This window comes from Lysobacter sp. Soil_N_23 (assembly GCF_057656135.1).
This window is the reverse complement of the sequence record NZ_JBDGKY010000008.1, coordinates 97,778-114,531: the sequence shown is the minus strand read 5'-3', so window position 1 is coordinate 114,531 and position 16,754 is coordinate 97,778. Positions and strand designations below refer to the sequence as shown.

The following is a 16,754-nucleotide window of genomic DNA, read 5'->3' as shown; positions in this document are numbered from 1 at the left end:
TTTTTTCGGTACTTCTTTGCGTGAAGAGCGTGAAGGTTGACGTTGCTTGTCGTGCCGAACGCAGTGAGGGACCCTGCTTTTGCTGGTGCTCTTGCTGCTTGGGCATTGCCCGGTCTTCGGCGGCCCTCACCCCAACCCCTCTCCCGCACGCGGGAGAGGGGCTCTCACCGTTGCTGGAGGACCGTCATCCCCGCGAAGGCGGGGACCCAGTGTCGTTGCCCTACCTCACTTGGGAGAAGAACGTTTTTCCCGGGTCCCGTCCCAGTCAGTTCCCCAGTTCGAAGACGATATCCAGGCTGACCGACAGCGTGTTCTCGCCCGCCGCGATCGGCGTGTCGAAGGCTTCCTTGCCGCGGGCCATGGCCATCATCGGCATCGGCCGCGGCGGCGCGAAGCTGCCGCCCTCGCTGATGCTGACAATGCGGCGGACCTTCAGCCCCAACGTCTTGGCGTACATCTGCGCGCGCGTCTGCGCCTTCTCGACCGCGGCCCGGCGCGCCTCGTCGTAGGCCTCGCCCTTCCTGGCATCGTCGATGTCGAAGGTCGGGCCGTTGATCTGGTTGGCACCGGTGGCGGCCAGCGCATCCATGATCTTTCCGAGCTTGCCGATGTCGCGGACCGTGATGTTGACCGTGTTCTGCGCCTGGTAACCGGTGATCGTCGGCGGCTGGTTGTCGCCGTACTTGTACTGCGGGTTGAGGTTGACGCCGCTGGTCTGGATGTCGCGTTCGGCGATCCCGGCGGCCTTGATCGCCGCCACCACCTTGGTCATCTGCTCGGCATTGGCGCGCATGGCCGAATTGGCGTCGGCGGCCTGGGTCACCACGCCGGTGGAGAGCGTGGCGATGTCCGGCGCACGGCGGGACTCGGCCTGGGCCGACACCGACAGCAGGGTGCCGTCGGTTGCAACGTACGGGGTGGTCTGGGCGGGACTCACGACGGGGAATGCTCCAAAGGCGAGGGCGGCGGCCAGCACGAACGGGCGAAGGGCCAGGCGGGAAGACGGCAGATGCATGAACAACTCCTTGAGGTTGGGGCTAGGGTCTGGATGGTGCAGTGAACGATTCGTGAGCCCGGTCGGGGTTGAGTGACGTTGCGCGCGCTGCCGCGCAGTCAGCGCGGGTTATGCTTTCGCAGATGCTTTACCTCGCCTCCAAATCCCCGCGCCGGCACGAATTGCTGGGCCGGCTCCTGTCGAGCCAGCCCGGCCTGGAGTTCGGCGTGCTCGACCTGGACATCCCCGAGCACCCGCAGCCCGGCGAGCCGGCCGAATCCTACGTGCGCCGGGTCGCCCGCGAGAAGGCCGGGGCCGGACTGCTCAAGGTGGTCGGCAACCCCGCCGCGGTCGTGCTTGGTTCCGACACCGAGGTCGTGCTCGACGATGAAGTGTTCGGCAAGCCGGCCGACGATACCGATGCCGCGGCGATGCTGCGCAGGCTCTCCGGGCGTACCCACCAGGTGATCTCGGCAGTGTCGCTGGTCTCGCCGTCGCGCGAGGCGCAGGCCGTCTCGGTTTCCGAAGTCACCTTCGCCCGGCTCAGCCAGTCGCAGATCGACGACTACGTTGCCAGCGGCGAGCCGCACGGGCGCGCAGGCGCGTATGCGATCCAGGGGCTGGCCGAGGCGTTCACCACGCGTCTTTCCGGCAGCTACTCCGGCGTCATGGGACTGCCGCTGTACGAGACCGCCACCTTGCTGCGCCAGTTCGGAGTGTTGAAGTGACCGAAGAAATACTGGTCAACGTTACACCCCGCGAAACCCGCGTTGCCGTGGTCGAAAACGGCATGCTCCAGGAACTGCACATCGAACGCGGCTGGCGCCGCGGCGTCGTCGGCAACATCTACAAGGGCAAGGTCCAGCGGGTCATGCCGGGCATGCAGGCGGCGTTCGTCGAGATCGGGCTGGAGCGCGCGGCGTTCCTGCACGCGGCCGACATCGTCAAGCCGGTACCGGTCGCCGAAGGCGCCAGCGAAGGCGAGGAGGCCCCGCTGCCGCCGGCGCCGACGCGGCCGATCGCCGAGCTGCTGCGCGAGGGCCAGGACATCATCGTGCAGGTGGTCAAGGACCCGATCGGCAGCAAGGGCGCGCGACTGACCACCCAGCTCAGCATTCCCTCGCGTTATCTGGTGCTGCTGCCGCGCACGCGCGTGGTCGGTGTGTCGGCGCGCATCGAGGACGAAGCCGAGCGCGCCCGCCTGAAATCGCACATCACCTCGCTGGCGCCGTCCAGCGACAGCCACGGCTACATCGTGCGCACCAACGCCGAAGGCCAGCCGGAGGAACAGCTGGCCGAGGACGTGGCCTACCTGGGACGGGTCTGGGGCCTGATCGAGGAGCGTTCGCGCAGCGCCCGCGTCGGCGAGCGTGTGTATGAAGATCTGAACCTGCCGCTGCGCGCGGTCCGCGACCTGATGCGCAAGGACGTGGAAAAAGTCCGCGTGGACTCGCGCGAAACCTGCGAGCGCCTGCGCGTGTTCGCGGCGCAGTACATGCCCGGCCTGGACGAGAAGATCGAGCACTACACCGGCGCACGGCCCATCTTCGACCTGTACGGGGTCGAGGACGAGATCCAGCGCGCGCTCGACAAGGAAGTGCCGCTGAAGTCGGGCGGCTACCTGGTGATCGACCAGACCGAAGCGATGACCACGGTCGACATCAACACCGGCTCCTTCCTTGGCCAGCGCAACCTCGAGGAGACGGTGTACCGCACCAACCTCGAAGCCGCGCAGTCGGTGGCGCGCCAGCTGCGCCTGCGCAATCTCGGCGGCATCATCATCATCGACTTCATCGACATGACCGACTCCGAGCACAAGCGGCAGGTGCTGCGGCAGCTCGAGAAGTCGCTCGCGCGCGACCACGCCAAGACCACCGTCTACGACTTCTCGCCGCTGGGCCTGGTCGAGATGACGCGCAAGCGCACCACCGAGAGCCTGGAGCGGCAGCTGTCCGAGCCCTGCCACGAATGTGGCGGACGCGGCACGCTCAAGACGCCGGAGACGGTGACGTACGAGATTTTCCGCGACATCGTCCGCCAGGTGCGTCAGTTCGACGCGCAACGGCTGCTGGTGATCGCCTCGCCGAAAGTGGTGGCGCGCATCACCGACGAAGAGTCGGCGGCGGTGGCCGAGCTGGAGGAGTTCCTCGCCAAGTCGATCCGCTTCCAGGCCGACGACCAGTATGCGCAGGAGCAGTTTGATGTTGTCCTGCTCTGACAAGGCAACGCTGATCCAGCCTTGGTGTGTCACCCGCGGAGCGCCTTGATGCCGACGCCCATGCGCCGCCATCTGCGCATCGCCCGTCGCGGCCTGGCCTACACCATCGCGCTGGTGCTGGTGCTGATCGCGCTGGTGCTGGCGATCGCCAGCCAGTTGCTGCCGCTGGCCGAGAGCAACCCGGAACGGGTGGCCGCTTGGCTCTCCGAGCGTGCCGGCCGGCCGGTGTCGTTCGACAAGGTCGAAACCGACTGGACCCGACGCGGGCCGTTGCTGCGGCTGGACAACCTGCGCGTCGGCGCGGGCGACCAGGCGTTCACCGTCGGCGACACCGAGATGCTGGTGTCGGTCTATGCCGGCCTTCTGCCCGGCCAAGCGTTCTCGGAACTGCGCCTGCGCGGCCTCGACCTGACCCTGGAGCGCAGCGACGACGCGCGCTGGAAAGTGCGCGGCCTGCCGGGCCAGGAGCAGCCTGCACGCGATCCGCTGTCGGCGCTGGAAGGGCTGGGTGAGCTGCAGGTGATCGGCGGCAAGTTGACGATCATGGCGCCGCAGTTGGGCATCGACGCGCAAATTCCGCGCATCGATCTGCGCCTGCGCGTCGACGGCCCGCGCGTGCGTGCCGGCGTGCGCGCCTGGCCCAGCGTGGGTGTGGCAGGCGCGCCGATGTCGCCGCTTGACGCGGTGTTCGATTTCGACCGCAAGCAGGGCGACGGCCGGGCCTACCTCGGCACGCGTCGCGCCGACCTGGCCGCATGGGGCCCGCTGTTGCAACTGGCAGGCGTCGGCAGCGAGTCGGGGCAGGGGCGCGTCGAAGCGTGGGCGCAGTTGCGTGGTCACCGCATCACCGAGGTCATCGTTGACGCAGCGCTGGACCGTGTAGGACTGCGTGGCGCGGCACTGGCCAACGGCTCTGTGCCGCGCGTGTTGTTTCCGCACATCGAGACGCGTGCGCGCTGGCGCGTGGTCGACGGCGGCTGGCGCGCGGACGCGCCGAAGCTGCGCATCGACAGTGCCGGCCACGCGCAGAAGCTGGACGGCCTGGCCATTGCCGGCGGTGCCCGTTACGCGATGCTGGCCGATCGCATCGATGCCGGCCCGCTTCTCGCCGCCGCCGCGCTCAGCGATCGCCTCGAACCGGGGCTTCGCCAGTGGCTGCACAACACCACGCCGCAGGTTTCGCTGCAGCGGATCGAAGTGGCCGGCGTGCGTGGCGGGCCGATGCGCACGCATGCCCGCATCGCCGCGTTCGGATTCAAGGCCGCCGGCAATGCGCCCGGCCTGGGCGGACTGGCCGGCGAATTCGACGGCGATGCCGATGGCTTCAGTTTCGTGTTCGACCCGAAGGCGCCGATGGTGTTCGACTGGCCGCGCGGTTTCGGCGTCGCCCATACCGTTGCCCTGCAGGGCATGGTCAGCGGCTGGCGCGAGGGCGCCGGCTGGCGCATCGGCACGCCGGCGCTTGCGATCAAGGGCGATGGCTTCGGCGTGCAGGCACGCGGTGGATTGTGGTGGCAGGGCGATGGTTCGCGCCCCTGGATCGACATCGCCGCCGACATCGACCCGACCCAGGTGCCGGTCGCCAAGAGTTTCTGGATCCACCACAAGATGTCGCCGCGCCTGATCGGGTGGCTCGACTCGGCCCTGCTCGGCGGACAGCTGCGCAACGGCCACGCGGTGGTGTCGGGCGACCTGGACGACTGGCCGTTCCGCGACCGCAACGGCCGTTTCGAGGCGGTGGCGCAGCTCGAAGATGCGGTGGTCAAGTTCCAGCCCGGCTGGCCGGCAGTGGAAGGCCTCAATGCCAATGTCGCCTTCATTGCCGACGGTTTCACGGTCGAGGGCCGCGGCAGGCTGGCCGGCGTCGCCATCGATCAGGTGCGCGCGGGCATCGACCATTACGGCGGTGGCGCGCTCACGGTCGACGCCCAAGGTGGCGCTGACGCCGTCCAACTGGTGGAACTGCTGCGCAACAGCCCGCTGCAACAAGATCATGCCGATACCCTGAACAATGTCGTCGCCAGCGGCGCGGCGCGGGTCGGCTTCGACATGAAATTGCCGCTGATGCCCGGTGCGGTGACCGCCATCGGCGGAACGGTCGAACTCAAGGATGCCAAGCTCGCCGATCCGCGCTGGAAGCTGGCCTTCGACGAGGTCAACGGCCGCGCCGAGTACGCGCGCGGCGGCTTCGGCGCGAAGGACCTGCGCGTGCGCCATGACGGCCAGCCCGGGCGCCTGACCCTGCTTGCGGGCGATGCCTACGTCAGCGACAAGTCGCACATGTTCGAAGCCGGGCTCGATGCCGACATGACCATCGCCAGCCTGCTCGACCGCGCACCGGAGATGGCCTGGCTCAAGCCGTACGTCGACGGTCGTTCGCGCTGGACGGTGGGCATCGACATTGCCAAGGCGGCGAAGGGGCGCACCGCGCCGACGTCGCTGCAGCTGCGGTCCGACCTCGTCGGCACCGCACTCAACCTGCCGGCACCGTTGCGCAAGCCCGCCGGCGATGCGCTGGCCGCGACGATCGATGCGCCGTTGCCGATGGGCAGCGATGACATCCGCGTCAGCCTGGGCAACCTGATCGCGGTGCGCGCGCGCAGCCGCGAAGTCGCGCCTGGAAAGTCGCAGACCGGCGTACGCATCGCCCTGGGCAGCACGCGCGTCGAAGAAGCGCCTCCGGCACAGGGACTGGTGGCCACGGGACGGGCGCCGGTGCTCGATGCCATCGATTGGGTGGCCATGATGTATGGCGGCAGTGGCGGTGGACTCGGTCTGCAGCGCATCGACGTGACCGCGCAACGCCTCAACCTGGTCGGCGGTGCGTTCGCCGATACCCATCTGGTGGTGGTGCCGGCGGCTCAGGGCGCCACCGCGGTGCAGGTCGAAGGTGCGGCGTTGCAGGGTGCCGTGCTGATTCCGGCGGGAGAGGGTGCGCCGATCGCGGGGCGCTTCGAACGCGTGTACTGGCGTGCACCAAATCCGGCTGGCGGATCAACGCCGGCCGCCGCCGCGGCACCGGTTGCTGCCGGCAACGACGGTTTCAATCCGGCAAAGATTCCGCCGCTGACCATCGACATCGCCGAGCTGCGCGTCGCCGATGCGCACCTTGGCGAGGCCAACCTGCGCACGCGTCCGACCAGCAACGGCATGCGCTTCGAACAACTGCGCATGCGCAGCCCCGGCCAGAACCTCGACGTCAGCGGCGACTGGAGCGGGCGTGGCGCTGCCGCGCACACACAGATGGACGTGAAGATCGACAGCAAGGACCTTGGCGCCCTGCTCGGCGGCTTCGGCATGAGCCAGCAGCTCGCCGGCGGTGTCGGCACGATGCATTTCGCCGCCGGCTGGAACGGCAGCCCTGCCGATTTCAACCTGGCAACACTCGAAGGCTCGCTGGATGCCGACATCCGCGACGGGCGCCTGCTCGAAGTCGAGCCCGGCGCCGGCCGCGTGCTGGGGCTGCTCAGCCTGGCGCAGCTGCCGCGCCGGTTGATGCTGGATTTCCGCGATTTCTTCTCCAAGGGCTTCGCCTTCAACCGCGCCGGCGGCAAGGTGCGCTTCAGCGGCGGCAACGCCCACAGCGACGCCATTTCCATCGACGGCCCGGCCGCGCAGATCAGCATCAGCGGCAGCGCCAACCTGCGCGCGCAGAGCTTCGACCAGACCATCGAAGTGCGGCCCAAGGCGGGCAACCTGTTGACCGTGGCCGGTGCGATTGCGGCAGGCCCGGTCGGCGCGGCGATCGGCGCGGCCGCCAATGCGGTGCTGCAGAAACCGCTGGGCCAGATGGCCTCGCGCACCTACCGCGTCACCGGGCCGTGGAAAGAGCCCAAGGTCGAAGTGGTCGGCAGCGAACAGGGCAGGGCCCAGACCACGGTGCCGCCGGCTCGCTGAGCCGGTGGGAGGGGCTTCAGCCCCGATGGGTGGCCGGCAAGGCATCCGGGCTAAGGCCCCTCCCACAAGCCTCCGCTTGATTCCCGCCTTGGAAGCCGGCCACTTCGCCCGCATCTAGTCCAGCGTATAACGTCCCCAAAGCCCCAGACCCAAGAGCCCCCCGACCCGATGACCCTGCCCATCCAGATCGCCGAAACCCGCCTGCTGCTGCCCGCCGGGCTCGATGCCGGCGGCCTTGAACGCACTTTCGGCACCCTGCTCGGGCCGGGCGTGGATTTTGGCGACCTGTATTTCCAGCACGCCCGTCGCGAGAGCTGGACGGTCGAGGACGGCATCGTCAAGGACGGTGCGCATTCGATCGAGCAAGGCGTGGGCGTGCGCGCGATCAGCGGTGAGAAGACCGGTTTCGCCTACTCCGACGAGATCAACACGCAGGCGCTGCTGGCCGCGTCGAAGTCGGCGCGTGCCATCGCACGCGACGGTTCCACGCAGTCGCCGCATGCGCTGGTGCGCAACGGCGGCCGCGAGCTCTACGTGCCCGAGGATCCGATCGACGGTTACGCCAACGAAGCCAAGGTCGAAGCGCTGCGTCGCATCGACCGCATGCTGCGTGCCGCCGACCCGCGCGTGCAGCAGGTGATGGTGGGCCTGTCCGGTGGCGTCGACACGATCCTGGTGGCGCGCAGCGATGGTGTGCTGGCGGCCGACGTGCGTCCGCTGGTGCGCCTCAACGTGCAGGTGATCGTCGAGCACAACGGCCGTCGCGAAAGCGGCTACGCCGGTGGTGGCGGCCGCTACAGCTACGCCGAACTGCTCGACGGCGACAAGCCCGAGCAGCTCGCGCGCGAAGCGCTGCGCCAGGCGCTGGTGAACCTGGAAGCGATCGACGCGCCGGCCGGCATCATGCCGGTGGTGCTTGGCAGTGGCTGGCCGGGCGTGCTGCTGCACGAAGCCGTCGGCCACGGTCTGGAAGGCGACTTCAACCGCAAGGGCACCTCGACCTACGCCGGGCGCATGGGCCAGCGTGTCGCATCGCCGGGCGTGACCATCGTCGACGACGGCACGCTGCCGGGCCGGCGCGGTTCGCTCAACGTCGACGACGAAGGCACGCCGACCAATTGCACCACGCTGATCGAGGACGGCGTCCTGGTCGGCTACATGCAGGACACGCTCAACGCGCGCCTGATGGGCATGACGCCGACCGGCAACGGTCGTCGCGAATCGTTCGCGCACCTGCCGATGCCGCGCATGACCAACACCTACATGCTGGCCGGGCAGCACGATCCGGAAGAAATGATCCGCTCTGTGAAGAAGGGCCTGTACGCGGTCAACTTCGGAGGCGGCCAGGTCGACATCACCAGCGGCAAGTACGTGTTCTCGGCGACCGAGGCGTACCTGATCGAGGACGGGAAGATCACCGCGCCGGTGAAGGGCGCCACGCTGATCGGCAACGGCCCGGAAACGATGCAGCGGGTGAAGATGATCGGCCACGACCTGGCGCTGGACGAAGGCGTGGGCGTGTGCGGCAAGGACGGCCAGAGCGTGCCGGTCGGCGTCGGCCAGCCGTCGCTGCTGATCGACCAGCTGACGGTGGGTGGCACGCAGGCGTGATGACGCCCGAAGCATTGGCCCTTATCCCTTCTCCCGCATGCGGGAGAAGGTGCCCGGAGGGCGGATGAGGGCGCTTTCGGCGGTGCCAGAAGCTGCCCTCACCCCAACCCCTCTCCCGCAAGCGGGAGAGGGGCTATTCGTCGGCGTCGTCGGAATCGCTGCCGCCCACGATCACCCCGCGCAGCTCGCGGTACAGCTCCCGGAACGAATGCGGCGGCTTGTTGCGGTTGCGTTCTTCGATCGTGTTGCGCACCAGCTGGCGCAGGCGCTGGCGGTCGGCCGTCGGGTATTCGTCGAGCAACTGCGCCAGGGCCGGGTCGCCGTCGGCGATCAGGCGCTCGCGCCAGGCTTCGACACGGTGCATGGCCGCGACTTCGCGCCGCGCCGCCTCGCCGTCCTCGTCGAGCGCATCGCGCAGCGCGTTGAGGACCTCGTCGTCCTCGCGCCGCATCTGCTTGGCCAGGAACGCCAGTTGGCGCTTGTGGGCGATGTGGGCGGTGATGCGCTTGCACTCGCGGATGTGCGGCAGCAGCGAATCGGGCACCGGCAGCTTCGCCAGCTGCGCCTCGGTCAGCGCCACCAGCTTCTCGCCCAGGGCCAGCACCTCCAGCGCCTCGCGCCGGTTCTGGCTGCGACTGGGGCTGAGGAACTCGCCGGATTCTTCGTCTCTACCACGCATGACACTGCTTCCTCGACACTTCTCTCCGCGCGCCGTCGTCGGCGCCGCGGAGGGCAAAAACAGGCTCCCGGGGCCAACCCCGCGGAACCACAGGCAACTAGGATAAGCCATTGAACGAACTGACTCCCCAATACGCCGCCTCCCTCGGTGACAGCCATGCCCGCCTGGAGTCCCTGGCGGAGCTGTCGCAGCGCCTTCTGGAGCGCTGCCGCGCCAGTGGCGCCACCCAGGCCGAGGTCTCGTGCTCGGAGGAATCCGGGCTCAACGTCAACGTCCGCATGGGCGAGGTCGAGACGGTCGAGTCGACCCGCGACCGCGGCATCGCCGTCACCGTCTATTTCGGCCAGCGCAAGGGCAGCGCCAGCACCGCCGACCTGCGCGAGGAGAGCCTGGGCGCCACCGTCGAGCAGGCCTGCGCGATCGCCCTGCATACGCAGGACGATGCCGCCGCCGGCCTGGCCGAGGCCGGGCTGATGGCGCGCGACCTGCGCGAGTTCGATTCCTGGCACCCGTGGGTGATCGATGCCGACCGCGCGATCGACCTGGCGTTGGCCTGCGAGCAGGCCGGGCGCGAGTCCGATGCGCGCATCGAGAACTCCGATGGCGCTTCGGTCGGCACCGGCGAGAGCATCAGTGTCTACGCCAATTCGCACGGTTTCATCGGCCGCGAGCGCAGCACCCAGCACAGCCTCGGCTGCGCCCTGATTGCCGGCCGCGGCGACGCGATGCAGCGCGATGGCTGGTACAGCATCGGCCTGTCCGCCGACGACCTCGAGTCGGCCGCGACGATCGGCCGCAAGGCCGCCCAGCGCGCCGCCTCGCGCCTGCAGGCACGGCAGATTGCGACTGGCGAGTACCCGGTGCTGTTCGCGGCCGAGATGGCGCGTTCGCTGGTCGGCCACCTGCTTGGCGCCGTTTCCGGCGGTGCGCTGTACCGCCGCGCCAGCTTCCTGGTCGATTCGGCCGGTACGCAGTTGTTCCCCGACTGGTTCGCCATCGACGAGCTGCCCTTCCTGCAACGCGGTTTCCGCTCCAGCTCGTTCGACGCCGAAGGCGTGGCCACGCGTGAAGCGCCGCTGGTGAAGGGCGGCGTGCTGCAGCGTTACATCCTGGGCAGTTACTCCGCGCGCAAGCTCGGCCTGCAGACCACTGCCAATGCCGGCGGCGTGCACAACCTCCAGGTCGAGGCCAACGCCGGAGACTTCGAGGCGATGCTGGCCGGGATGGGCCGCGGCCTGCTGGTCACCGAACTGATGGGACAGGGCGTCAACACCGTCACCGGCGACTACTCGCGCGGCGCGGCCGGCTTCTGGATCGAGAACGGGCAGATCCAGTACCCCGTCGACGGCATCACCGTGGCGGGCAACCTGAAGTCGATGTTCGCCGCGATCGAGGCGGTCGGCAGCGATGTCGACCCGCGTTCGCACCTGCGTACCGGCTCGATCCTGGTCGGGCGGATGACGGTCGCGGGCGAGACGATCGAGTGAGGCGGCGGGCGCACGCTTGACCCGACCCGGTCGCGAGTGGAAAGTGACCCTCAACTGTCAAGGGAGCAGGCCGTCATGAGCGAGAACCCGAACGATCCGAGCCCGTACTCCGCGCCTCCGCCGCCCCCGGAAAGCCAGGCCGGCGCTATCTCGGCAGAGCAACGGCAGTGGGCGATGTTCGCGCACCTGTCGGCGATCGCAGGTGCGGTGCTGACCTCCGGCATCGGCGGCTGGGGCACGTTCCTCGGCCCGCTGATCATCTGGCTGCTGAAGAAGGACACCATGCCCTTCGTCGAGGACCAGGCCAAGGAAGCGCTGAACTACAACATCACCGTGGCGATCGTGTTTTTCGCGCTGTGGGTGCTGGTGTTCATTACCCTGGGCATCGGCTTCCTGATCGCGATCCCGGCCTGGGTCATCATCGGCGTGGCCTGGCTGGTGTTCACGATCATCGCAGCGGTGAAGTCGAACGAAGGCGTTGCTTACCGCTATCCGTTCACGCTGCGACTGGTGAAGTGACCACGTCGTCCTGAACGCAGTGAAGGACCTGCTGCAAAGCAGTTTCCTCACTGCGTTCGGAATGACACCCGCCGCTCAGCGGCTGTCAGTTCAATGATCGCGCTCGATCGCCAGTCGGCCCAATGCGGCCAATGCGTCGGCACGCGCGCCGAACGAGGCCAGCGCGGTCGTCATCGCCGCACTCAATTCCTGCAACCGCGCACGCGACGCATCCAGGCCGATCAGGGCCGGGAACGTCGCCTTGTCCTGGGCCACGTCCTTGCCCGCGGTCTTGCCCAGGGTGGCGCTGTCGCCCTCGATGTCGAGGATGTCGTCGCGCACCTGGAACGCCAGGCCGAGTGCGTCGGCATAGCGGTCGAGGCTGTCGAGTTCGGCCGCCGATGCGCCGCCGCACAGCGCGCCCATCCGCACCGCGGCCCGGATCAGCGCGCCGGTTTTTAATGCGTGCAGGCGTTCGAGATCGTCGACCGATACGGTCGCGCCGTTGCCGGTCGCGGCCAGGTCGAGGGCCTGGCCGCCGCACATGCCGGCGGCACCGGAGGCCGTCGCCAGTGTGCGCAGCAATCCAACCCGGGTCGCATCGGACACCGGCGCCGCGGCCAGCACTTCGAAGGCCAGCGATTGCAGCGCGTCGCCGGCGAGGATCGCAGTGGCCTCGTCGTAGGCGACGTGCACGGTCGGCTGGCCGCGACGCAGGGCGTCGTCGTCCATCGCCGGCAGGTCGTCATGCACCAGCGAGTAGGCGTGGATCAGTTCGACCGCCACCGCAGGCGCGTCCAGCGCATCGGGATCGGCATCTGCGCCGAGCGCGGCGCCGCTGGCGTACACCAGCAACGGGCGCATGCGCTTGCCGCCGAGCAGCACGGCGTGGCGCATGGCGGCATGCAGGCGCTGTGGTGGCAGCGATGGATCGGGCAGGGCTCGCGCGAGCGCGGCGTCGGCGCGCTCGCGCCAGACGGCCAGGTCAGACATCGTTGAGGTCGGACTGCGTGGGCGTCTGCGGCGACAGGGCGGCGAACGGCTCGGCGGCGGCCGGATTCTGCGGGTCGCTGAGCAGGCGCACGCGAAGTTCGGCCTGCTCGAGCGCACTCTGGCAGCGACGGTAGAGACCCACGCCACGCTCGTACGCGGCCAGCGAGTCTTCCAGGCTCATCTCGCCGTGTTCCATCTTTTCGACCAGTTGTTCGAGCGCATCGAGTGACTGCTCGAAATCGCTCACGGGCGAGGCGGCTTCATTGGTGGTTTTGGGCGACATGGGCGAAGTTTGCGACCGGGCCCGGCGGGGGTCAATTGCCACAGCGTGGCAATGAGAGCTCGCCAGTGCAGTTTGGCGGCTGCGTGCCGTCAGGTGTCGTTCCAGACCAGGCGCGCCCCGTGCTGGCGCAGCCAGGCATCGAACTGGGCCGAAAAGGCCAGGTCGGCGATGGCGAGCAGCTGGCCGCCGGGGTCGCTCAGCAGTGGCAGACGCTCGCGCTGCCACGGCGGAACGCCCAGATCCTGCAGCAGGTGCTTGACGCTGTGCGAATGGCTGCGGCCGGGCAGGACGACGCGTTCGCCACCGTGGCGGGCATGCACGGTGGCCTGCGCGTCGAGCGAGGTCGCGCCTTCCAGTCGCAACTGCCCGCCGTGGGGCAGGGCGAGCGGTGCTTGCCCGCTCCACGCGCTGCGCCAGTCCAGTGGCATGGACGGCCGGATGACATCCGCATGCAGCAGGTCGCGCCAACTGCGTACCGCCGCGCCATGCCAGGCGAACACGGCCTGCGCGTCGTCGGCGGCCGCGAGCACGTCGGACCCGATGCGGGCAATGCCGTTGGCCGGCAGTGCCGGCAGGCCGAGCGTGGCGATCCAGCGGCGCAGCACCCGTGCGCGCCGCGTCGCCGGCATCGCCAGAAGGCGATTGCGCGACAGGTAGTGCGGATCGGCGGTGGTCGCGTCGGCCAGCGCCTGGATGTCGCCTGCTTCGAGCAGTTCGCCGGCCTGCGCCGACAGACCTGCCGACCGCGCCAGTGCCGCATCGGCATGTGGCCAGCGCTCGCGCAGCAGCGGCATCACCCGCTGGCGCAGGTAATTGCGGTCGAACGTCGTCTCGCTGTTGCTGGGATCGTCGATCCAGGCCAGGTCATGCGTCTGGGCGTAGGCGAGCAGGTCGGCGCGGGGATGCTCGAGCAGCGGCCGCCACAGCCGGCCGTGGCCGAACCCGCGCCAGCGCCGCATCGCCGCCAGACCGTCGCTGCCCGAGCCGCGCAGGGCGCGCAGCAGCCAGGTCTCGGCCTGGTCGTCGCGGTGGTGCGCCAGTGCGAGTACTTCGCCTTTGGTGAGTGCTTCAGCGAAGGCGCCGTGGCGCGCGGCGCGGGCGGCCGCCTCCGGGCCATCGCCGGCGCGGACCACGCTGACCCGCGCCACCGTCAGCGGCACGTTCAGCGTTGCGCAGGTCCGCGCGCAGTGTTCCGACCAGGCATCGGCCTGCGGATGCAGGCCGTGGTGCACGTGCAGTGCCCGCAACGGTGATTCGCCCGCCGTGGTCGCCAGCAGGTGCAGCAGCACGCTGGAATCCAGACCACCGCTGTAGGCCACGCACACGGGCCCCGCAGGACGGTCGTGGAGGGCGGCGCGCAGGGCGGGCAGGGGGGCTGGCGGCATCTACCGATGGTGCCACGGCATTGGAATGCAGCAACCCATCGTTGGTGCTGTGCTGGCGTCGCCGCGGACGCACCATTTACCCATACCTGCGATACACCTTTCATGGAGGTACGGTTTTGGCCCGGCTATTCGACCCCTTCGAGCAACGCTCGCTGACCCTGCGCAACCGCCTGGTCGTGGCGCCGATGTGCCAGTACTCGGCGGTCGACGGCGTCCCCAACGACTGGCACCTGGTGCACTTGGGCAGCCGCGCGGTCGGCGGCGCCGGGGCGATCATCGCCGAGGCCAGCGCGGTATCGGCCGAGGGCCGCATTTCGCCGGCCGACACCGGCATCTGGAACGACCGCCAGGCCGAGGCCTGGGCGCGCATCGCCCGTTTCATGTCCTGCCAGGGCGCGGTGCCCGGGATCCAGCTGGCCCACGCCGGGCGCAAGGCCAGCGTGGCGCCGCCGTGGCTGGGCGGCATCAGCGTGTCGCATAGCGATGGCGGCTGGACGCCGGTGGCGCCGTCGGCGCTGCCCTTCAGCGAGACCTCGGCGATGCCGCGTGCGCTCGACGAGGCGCAGCTGAGGAATCTGGTCGACGACTTTGCCGCGGCCGCATGGCGCGCCCATGCCGCCGGTTTTCGCCTGATCGAGCTGCATGCCGCGCATGGATACCTGTTGCATCAGTTCCTCTCGCCGCTGTCGAACCAGCGCGACGACGCCTACGGCGGCAGCTTCGAGAACCGCACGCGATTGCTGCTGGAAGTGCTCGATGCGGTGCGCAAGGTGTGGCCGGAGCGCCTGCCGATCTGGCTGCGCGTCTCCGCCACCGACTGGAGCGACGGCGGCTGGGACATCGAGCAGAGCATCGAACTGGCGCGGCTGGTGTCGACGCGTGGCGTCGACCTGATCGACGTGTCCAGCGGCGGCCTGGTGCATGGGGCGAAGATTCCGTTGCAGCCGGGCTACCAGGTGCCGTTCTCGGCGCGCATCCGTCGTGAAGCCGGCGTCGCCACCGGTGCGGTCGGCCTGATCACCGAGCCCGGCCACGCCGAGTCGGTGATCGAACACGGCGATGCCGATGTCGTGCTGCTGGCGCGCGAGCTGCTGCGCGATCCCTACTTCCCGCGCCGTGCCGCGCGCGAGCTGGAAGCGGAGCTGCACGCGCCGGATCAATACCTGCGCGCGTGGTAACGGCCCCCCGTAGGAGCGAGCTTGCTCGCGATCGGCGTAACCGCGGCGGCAGCGCCAGATCGCGAGCAAGCTCGCTCCTACGGAGCAGCGTGTGTCAGCGCGTTTCGATCTCGATGCCGCCGACGAAGCGCGCGGCGATGTTGTAGATCCACGCGTACAGCGCGCCGGCGATGAAGCCAATCACGCCGTAGAAGATCGGCAGCACGACGATGGCCAGGGCGCCCAGGCCGGCAACCCAGGCCAGCCCGGGATCGGCCTTCGCCGCTTCTGCCATGCCGCCGACCGAGAACGACAGGAACATCAGCACGCCGGCGATCAGGCCGAACACGGCCGAGATGATGGCGAAGATTTTGGCAACCGACATCACGCGAACGCGGGTGATGACCATGGCAGTGCTCCCGCCCGACGGCAGGCCGGGCCCGGGCGCGAGTAATACCGGCCCGTGGGCGGTGCCGGTGTGAAGACGTCGTCCCGGGGCGGGACGATGGACGTCAGGCGGCTTCGTATGCGCCGTAGCTGCGCAGGCGGCGGTAGCGACGGTCGAGCAGATCCTGGACCGGCAGTGCCTCGAGCGCATCGAGCTCGTTGAGCAGCACCGCCTTCAGGCGCGTGGCCATCTGGCGTGGATTGCGATGGGCGCCGCCGATCGGCTCACGCACCAGCTTGTCGACCAGACCCAGGCCGAGCAGGCGCTTGGCGGTCAGGCCGAGCTGCTCGGCGGCGTCCTTGGCCTTGTCGGCCGACTTCCACAGGATCGAGGCGCAGCCTTCCGGCGAGATCACCGAGTAGGTGCTGTACTCGAGCATCAGCGTGCGGTCGCCGACGCCGATCGCCAGCGCACCGCCGGAGCCGCCTTCGCCGATCACCGTGCAGATCACCGGCACCTTCAGCTCGCTCATCTCCAGCAGGTTGCGGGCGATGGCCTCGGACTGGCCGCGCTCTTCGGCGCCGACGCCGGGGTAGGCGCCCGGGGTGTCGATGAAGGTCAGGATCGGCAGGCCGAAGCGCTCGGCCAGCTTCATCAGGCGCAGCGCCTTGCGGTAGCCCTCCGGACGCGGCATGCCGAAGTTGCGCTTGATCTTGCTCTTGGTGTCGCGACCCTTCTGGTGGCCGATGATGACCACGCTGCGGCCATTGATGCGACCCAGGCCGCCGACGATGGCGGCGTCGTCGGCGTAGGCGCGGTCACCGGCCAGTTCCTGGAACTCGTCGCAGATGATGCGGATGTAGTCGTTGGTGTACGGGCGCGCCGGATGGCGGGCCAGCTGCGACACCTGCCACGGGGTCAGGTCGCGGAAGATCTGGGCGGTACGGATGCGCAGCTTGTCCTGCAGCGCATGTACTTCGGCATCCACGTCCACGGCCGGGGCGTTACTGGCGTGGCGCAGTTCCTGGATCTTGGCTTCCAGGTCGGCGATGGGCTGCTCGAAATCGAGGTAATTCGGGTTCATGCGGGGGCCGTTGGCCGGAAAGCCGACAGTCTAGCCGAGGCAGGGCGACCGTACCGAGACGTGTGGCGTGCGCCGATCGG

The 16,754-nt window shown here is 69.1% G+C and carries 14 protein-coding genes; 7 read left to right on the top strand and 7 right to left on the bottom strand.

Features of this window, described 5'->3' with window-relative positions:
- Positions 1-265 precede the first annotated feature (265 nt).
- Positions 266-1,015, bottom strand: a complete 750-nt coding sequence (locus tag AC3A3X_RS08365) for an SIMPL domain-containing protein (protein WP_487582566.1) — start codon at positions 1,013-1,015, stop codon at positions 266-268.
- A gap of 122 nt (positions 1,016-1,137) precedes the next feature.
- Between AC3A3X_RS08365 and AC3A3X_RS08360 the strand changes: the two genes are divergently transcribed.
- The 4 genes from AC3A3X_RS08360 (at position 1,138) to tldD (ending at position 8,720) form a co-directional block, all read left to right on the top strand.
- Entirely contained in the window at positions 1,138-1,722 is a 585-nt protein-coding gene (locus AC3A3X_RS08360; RefSeq protein ID WP_487582565.1) for a Maf family protein, read from the top strand.
- Positions 1,719-3,212 carry a ribonuclease G gene (gene rng / locus AC3A3X_RS08355; RefSeq protein ID WP_487582564.1) on the top strand — a complete coding sequence of 498 codons (1,494 nt, stop codon included), beginning with the start codon at positions 1,719-1,721 and terminating at the stop codon, positions 3,210-3,212. The genes AC3A3X_RS08360 and rng overlap by 4 nt, the downstream gene beginning before the upstream one ends.
- Before the next feature lie 48 nt (positions 3,213-3,260).
- Positions 3,261-7,109 carry a YhdP family protein gene (locus AC3A3X_RS08350; RefSeq protein ID WP_487582563.1) on the top strand — a complete coding sequence of 1,283 codons (3,849 nt, stop codon included), beginning with the start codon at positions 3,261-3,263 and terminating at the stop codon, positions 7,107-7,109.
- Between the two features lie 168 nt (positions 7,110-7,277).
- Positions 7,278-8,720, top strand: a complete 1,443-nt coding sequence (gene tldD, locus AC3A3X_RS08345) for a metalloprotease TldD (protein ID WP_487582562.1) — start codon at positions 7,278-7,280, stop codon at positions 8,718-8,720.
- Between the two features lie 133 nt (positions 8,721-8,853).
- Here tldD and yjgA read toward each other — a convergent pair whose 3' ends face one another.
- Positions 8,854-9,399 (bottom strand): ribosome biogenesis factor YjgA, encoded by a 546-nt coding sequence (yjgA, locus tag AC3A3X_RS08340; protein ID WP_487582561.1) that lies wholly within the window; start codon positions 9,397-9,399, stop codon positions 8,854-8,856.
- Positions 9,400-9,509: 110 nt separating this feature from the next.
- Here yjgA and pmbA point away from each other — a divergent pair, with 110 nt between their 5' ends.
- Complete coding sequence (gene pmbA / locus AC3A3X_RS08335) at positions 9,510-10,886, top strand: metalloprotease PmbA (protein WP_487582560.1); 1,377 nt, start codon at positions 9,510-9,512, stop codon at positions 10,884-10,886.
- Between the two features lie 75 nt (positions 10,887-10,961).
- Entirely contained in the window at positions 10,962-11,405 is a 444-nt protein-coding gene (locus AC3A3X_RS08330) for a DUF4870 domain-containing protein (protein ID WP_487582559.1), read from the top strand.
- 90 nt (positions 11,406-11,495) lie between these two features.
- On the opposite strand, the gene AC3A3X_RS08325 is transcribed toward AC3A3X_RS08330, so the two are convergent.
- From AC3A3X_RS08325 to tilS, 3 genes are all read right to left on the bottom strand, one after another.
- A complete protein-coding gene (locus AC3A3X_RS08325) occupies positions 11,496-12,377 on the bottom strand; it encodes a polyprenyl synthetase family protein (RefSeq protein WP_487582558.1) in 882 nt (293 codons plus the stop codon).
- Complete coding sequence (locus AC3A3X_RS08320; protein WP_487582557.1) at positions 12,370-12,660, bottom strand: exodeoxyribonuclease VII small subunit; 291 nt, start codon at positions 12,658-12,660, stop codon at positions 12,370-12,372. Before AC3A3X_RS08320 ends, AC3A3X_RS08325 begins: the two co-directional genes overlap by 8 nt.
- An 89-nt stretch (positions 12,661-12,749) precedes the next feature.
- Positions 12,750-14,045 carry a tRNA lysidine(34) synthetase TilS gene (tilS, locus tag AC3A3X_RS08315; protein WP_487582556.1) on the bottom strand — a complete coding sequence of 432 codons (1,296 nt, stop codon included), beginning with the start codon at positions 14,043-14,045 and terminating at the stop codon, positions 12,750-12,752.
- 116 nt (positions 14,046-14,161) lie between these two features.
- On the opposite strand from tilS, the gene AC3A3X_RS08310 reads away from it, so the two are divergent.
- Complete coding sequence (locus tag AC3A3X_RS08310; protein WP_487582555.1) at positions 14,162-15,223, top strand: NADH:flavin oxidoreductase/NADH oxidase; 1,062 nt, start codon at positions 14,162-14,164, stop codon at positions 15,221-15,223.
- 94 nt (positions 15,224-15,317) lie between these two features.
- Here the strand turns inward: AC3A3X_RS08310 and AC3A3X_RS08305 are convergent, their stop codons facing one another.
- Entirely contained in the window at positions 15,318-15,611 is a 294-nt protein-coding gene (locus AC3A3X_RS08305; protein WP_487582554.1) for a hypothetical protein, read from the bottom strand.
- A 103-nt stretch (positions 15,612-15,714) separates the two neighbouring features.
- Entirely contained in the window at positions 15,715-16,674 is a 960-nt protein-coding gene (locus AC3A3X_RS08300; protein ID WP_487582553.1) for an acetyl-CoA carboxylase carboxyltransferase subunit alpha, read from the bottom strand.
- Positions 16,675-16,754 lie beyond the last annotated feature (80 nt).

Excerpts from the sequence above, each read along its gene's own strand:
- tilS (WP_487582556.1), bottom strand. The coding sequence starts at position 14,045 with ATGCCGCCAGCCCCCCTGCCCGCCCTGCGCGCCGCCCTCCACGACCGT.
- AC3A3X_RS08330 (WP_487582559.1), top strand. The coding sequence starts at position 10,962 with ATGAGCGAGAACCCGAACGATCCGAGCCCGTACTCCGCGCCTCCGCCG.
- yjgA (WP_487582561.1), bottom strand. The coding sequence starts at position 9,399 with ATGCGTGGTAGAGACGAAGAATCCGGCGAGTTCCTCAGCCCCAGTCGC.
- tldD (WP_487582562.1), top strand. The coding sequence starts at position 7,278 with ATGACCCTGCCCATCCAGATCGCCGAAACCCGCCTGCTGCTGCCCGCC.
- AC3A3X_RS08300 (WP_487582553.1), bottom strand. The coding sequence starts at position 16,674 with ATGAACCCGAATTACCTCGATTTCGAGCAGCCCATCGCCGACCTGGAA.
- AC3A3X_RS08350 (WP_487582563.1), top strand. The coding sequence starts at position 3,261 with ATGCCGACGCCCATGCGCCGCCATCTGCGCATCGCCCGTCGCGGCCTG.
- AC3A3X_RS08365 (WP_487582566.1), bottom strand. The coding sequence starts at position 1,015 with ATGCATCTGCCGTCTTCCCGCCTGGCCCTTCGCCCGTTCGTGCTGGCC.
- AC3A3X_RS08360 (WP_487582565.1), top strand. The coding sequence starts at position 1,138 with ATGCTTTACCTCGCCTCCAAATCCCCGCGCCGGCACGAATTGCTGGGC.
- AC3A3X_RS08320 (WP_487582557.1), bottom strand. The coding sequence starts at position 12,660 with ATGTCGCCCAAAACCACCAATGAAGCCGCCTCGCCCGTGAGCGATTTC.
- AC3A3X_RS08305 (WP_487582554.1), bottom strand. The coding sequence starts at position 15,611 with ATGGTCATCACCCGCGTTCGCGTGATGTCGGTTGCCAAAATCTTCGCC.
- AC3A3X_RS08325 (WP_487582558.1), bottom strand. The coding sequence starts at position 12,377 with ATGTCTGACCTGGCCGTCTGGCGCGAGCGCGCCGACGCCGCGCTCGCG.